The 3209-nt window shown below is 71.5% G+C and carries 2 protein-coding genes and 1 pseudogene; 1 reads left to right on the top strand and 2 read right to left on the bottom strand.

Annotated elements, in window-relative coordinates:
* Positions 1-350, bottom strand: a pseudogene (locus WA805_RS30900) (thiamine biosynthesis protein ThiF); the annotation flags it as partial.
* A 341-nt stretch (positions 351-691) separates the two neighbouring features.
* Positions 692-2125 carry a zinc-dependent metalloprotease gene (locus tag WA805_RS30895; RefSeq protein ID WP_424559836.1) on the bottom strand — a complete coding sequence of 478 codons (1434 nt, stop codon included), beginning with the start codon at positions 2123-2125 and terminating at the stop codon, positions 692-694.
* A gap of 156 nt (positions 2126-2281) precedes the next feature.
* Here WA805_RS30895 and WA805_RS30890 point away from each other — a divergent pair.
* Positions 2282-3209: NAD-dependent epimerase/dehydratase family protein (locus WA805_RS30890; protein ID WP_425244097.1), on the top strand; the 928-nt coding region annotated here is incomplete at its 3' end.

The following is a 3209-nucleotide window of genomic DNA, read 5'->3' as shown; positions in this document are numbered from 1 at the left end:
GCACCGCCGTCGCCATGGCCGTAGGCCAGCGCTGCGCAGGCCAGTTCGGGCGCCAGCCGCGCACGCAGATAGTCGGGCAGCGCCTGGTGCAAGTGGGCGGGGAAGTCGTCGAGCACGCCCGCTGAGGCGAGCAGGCCGAGCACCCGGTTGACCGCCTCGGGCGCGATGCCATACTCGGCGGCGGTACGCTCCACCTCGGCGGTGTCCCGTGACCCGTCGAGCAGCGACACGATCGCGGCGGCCTTGCCAAGCCCGGTCAGCGCCGCCGCCCGTCGCGGGTCGACGCCGATCTGTAGCGTGCGCCGGTCCCGCCAGAGCGGCCGCAGCCCGGCTTTCAGCGCTGGTCTCATGCCGTCAGCGTGACACCGCCCACCGACATTCGAGCCCGTTCTAGACCCGTTACAGCAGATAAATCTGAAATGCCGGATTTAGCCTCCAGCGTGCGGCCCCAGCTCGCCGCGCCCCCAGGAGGCTAAATTTTCATGATCACGAAAGAAAAATCTCCTATGCGCGTACTTTTCTTTCGTGATCATGAAACCAGGGCAGGTCAGAAGGCGCGGGCGGTTACCAGGGTGACAGGCGTGGCGGCTGGGCCGCGATGGCTGGTCCGCACGCCGCACTTTCATGATTGCGAAGACTTGTGGTCGCCCTGGCGACCAACAACCTTCGTGATCATGGGGAAGAGATCAGGTCAGGCTCCGCCTTGGTCGTCCCGGCCGTCTTCCGGAGCGGGGGTGTCTTCGTTCTCGGGGGCGGCGTCTTCCGCTTCCTCTGGGGCGCGCTCTTCCAGGTCGGAGATGTCCAGGTCGGTCGAGCCACGGACGAAGGCGTCCGGGTCCTCCAGGTCCTCTGCCGTCGGCAGCAGGTCCGGGTGGGCCCACAGCGCGTCCCTGCCGTCCACGCCGCGCGCGTCGGTCAGGCCGGCCCACAGGACCGCCGCCTCGCGCAGCATCCGGGGGCGTAGTTCGAGGCCTACCAGAGTCGCGAACGTACGTTCTGACGGACCTCCGGTGGCACGACGGCGACGGATAGCCTCCGCGAGCGCCGCGCCATGCACGAGCCTCGATTCCGCGGCGGCCGAGACCACCGTCGCCACCCAGCCTTCCACCAGCGCGAGCGCGGTCTCCAGCCGGGCGAGCGCCGCCTTCTGCTGCGGGGTGTCCTCCGGCCGGAACAGCGTCTCGCCCGCCAGGGCCTCGCGCAGCGCCTCCGGGTTGTTGATGTCGATGTCCGGCATGGCCTCGCGGAGCTTGGCCATGTCCACCGTGATCCCGGCCGCGTACGCCTCGACCGCGCCGAACAGGTGCTGGCGCAGCCACGGCACGTGCCCGAACAGCCGGTGGTGCGCCGCCTCCCGCAGCGCGAGGAACAGCCGCACCTCCTCGATGCCCACCGAGAGCCCCTCGCCGAACGCGGCCACGCCAGAGGGCAGCAGCGCGGCGGTGCCCTCGGGGCCGAGCGGCAGGCCGACATCGGTAGAGCTGACCATCTCGCCGGCCAGCTCGCCGACCGCGGTGCCGGTCTGGCCGCCGATCATCGCCCCGCCGAGCTGCCGCAGCATGGGCGCGAGCCCGGACAGCCCGCCAAGGCCGGCCAGCGCCTGCTGCATCTCCTCAGGGACGTCCGCGCCGAGCTGCGAAGGGTCGACGTTCAGCATTGAGCTCATCGCGTCGACGCCCTTCGCCGCGATCGGCTCGCAGAGCGCGGACCAGACGGGGAAGGTGGCCTCCAGCCATTCCGACTTGCTCCAGGCCTCGATCTTCCTGACGCCGGAAGGGAACGTGGTCACGTCGTCCAGCCACAGGTCCGCCAGCCGGATCGCCTCGGTGACGGCGGCGCGCTCGTTGGCCAGCACGCTGGGGTCGCCCTTGGCCGCGATGGTGTGCCTGGCGAGGTTCTTCGCCAGCTCCCAGTTGACCGGGCCGCCGCTGTAGGAAAGCAGGTCTGCGAACTGGCGCAGCGCGTCTGCGAACTGGTTTGGTCCACCGCCAGGGCCGCCGGCGCCGGGGGCCCCGAAGCCGAACGGCCCCACCGGACCTGATGGCCCCTCGCCGCCGGGTGGCTGCGGGTCGTCGTCGCCGGGCCGCCCGGGCGGGCCGAAACCGAAGGGAGGACGATCAGCCATAGTGCGCCCCCTCAGCTGTCAGGTAGTCGGGCACGATAGAAATGTCATAGTCGTCACGCTATTCGGGAGCAGCCGATTTTGAGAAACGCCAGACGGCAGGTTCGCCACGAGCGCAGCGTTCGCCGTGAGCGTAGCACCGCGCCCGCGCCGCCGGTTGTGGCGGTCACCGGTGCGGCCCGCGGAGTCGGGCAGGCGCTGGCTGTCCAGCTCGCTGAATCACCGCTGATCGATCGCGTCGTCGCCATCGACGATCACCGGGGTGATGCCGCCCGGGTGACGTGGCGGGTCGCGGACGTCAGGGACCCGACGCTCGCGGCGCGCCTGGCGGGCGTCGACGTCGTGGTCCACGCGGACATGGACACCTCGGCGGTTACCGAGCCGCGGCAGCGGCGGGCGCTCAACGTGCGCGGTGCGCAGACCGTGCTGACGGCGGCCGCCGCCGAGCGCGTCGGGCGGGTCGTGCTCGTCACGAGCGCGATGGTGTACGGCGCGCGGCCGGACAACCCGGTGCCGCTGCCCGAGGACGCGCCGTTGCTCGCGGACGCGGACGGCAGCGTGGCCGGGGACCTGCTGGAGGTCGAGGAGATCGCCAGGCGTTCCCGGCGGGTGAACCCGGGCACGGCGGTGACCGTCGTCCGGCCGGCGGGTCTCGTGGGCGACGGGGTTGACACGCTGCTGACGAGGCATTTCGAGGCGCCCCGGCTGCTGGCGGTGCGCGGTTGCGCGCCGCGCTGGCAGTTCTGCCACGTGGATGACCTGGTGTCAGCCCTCGAGCTGGCCGCCGTCGGCGACGTGACCGGAGACTTCGCGGTGGGCTGTGACGGCTCGCTCGCCCAGGATGAGGTCGAGGAGCTGAGCGGGCTGAAGTCGATCGAGCTGCCCGCGCGGCTGACGTTCGGCACTGCGCAGCGGCTGCACCGTCTCGGCGTCACGCCCGCGCAGGCCGCTGAGCTGCGCTACATGGTGTACCCGTGGGTGGTGGACTGCGCGGCGCTGCGCGCGGCGGGATGGCGGCCGTCGTACGACAACGCGTCCGTCCTGACGGCGCTGCTCGCCGCCCGCGCCGGGCGCCACGCGGTAGCGG

Origin of the sequence: Trebonia sp., from assembly GCF_049794275.1 — a bacterium.
In the GTDB taxonomy this organism is placed as follows: Bacteria; Actinomycetota; Actinomycetes; order Streptosporangiales; family Streptosporangiaceae; genus Trebonia.
This window is presented reverse-complemented; position numbering and strand designations above follow the sequence as displayed.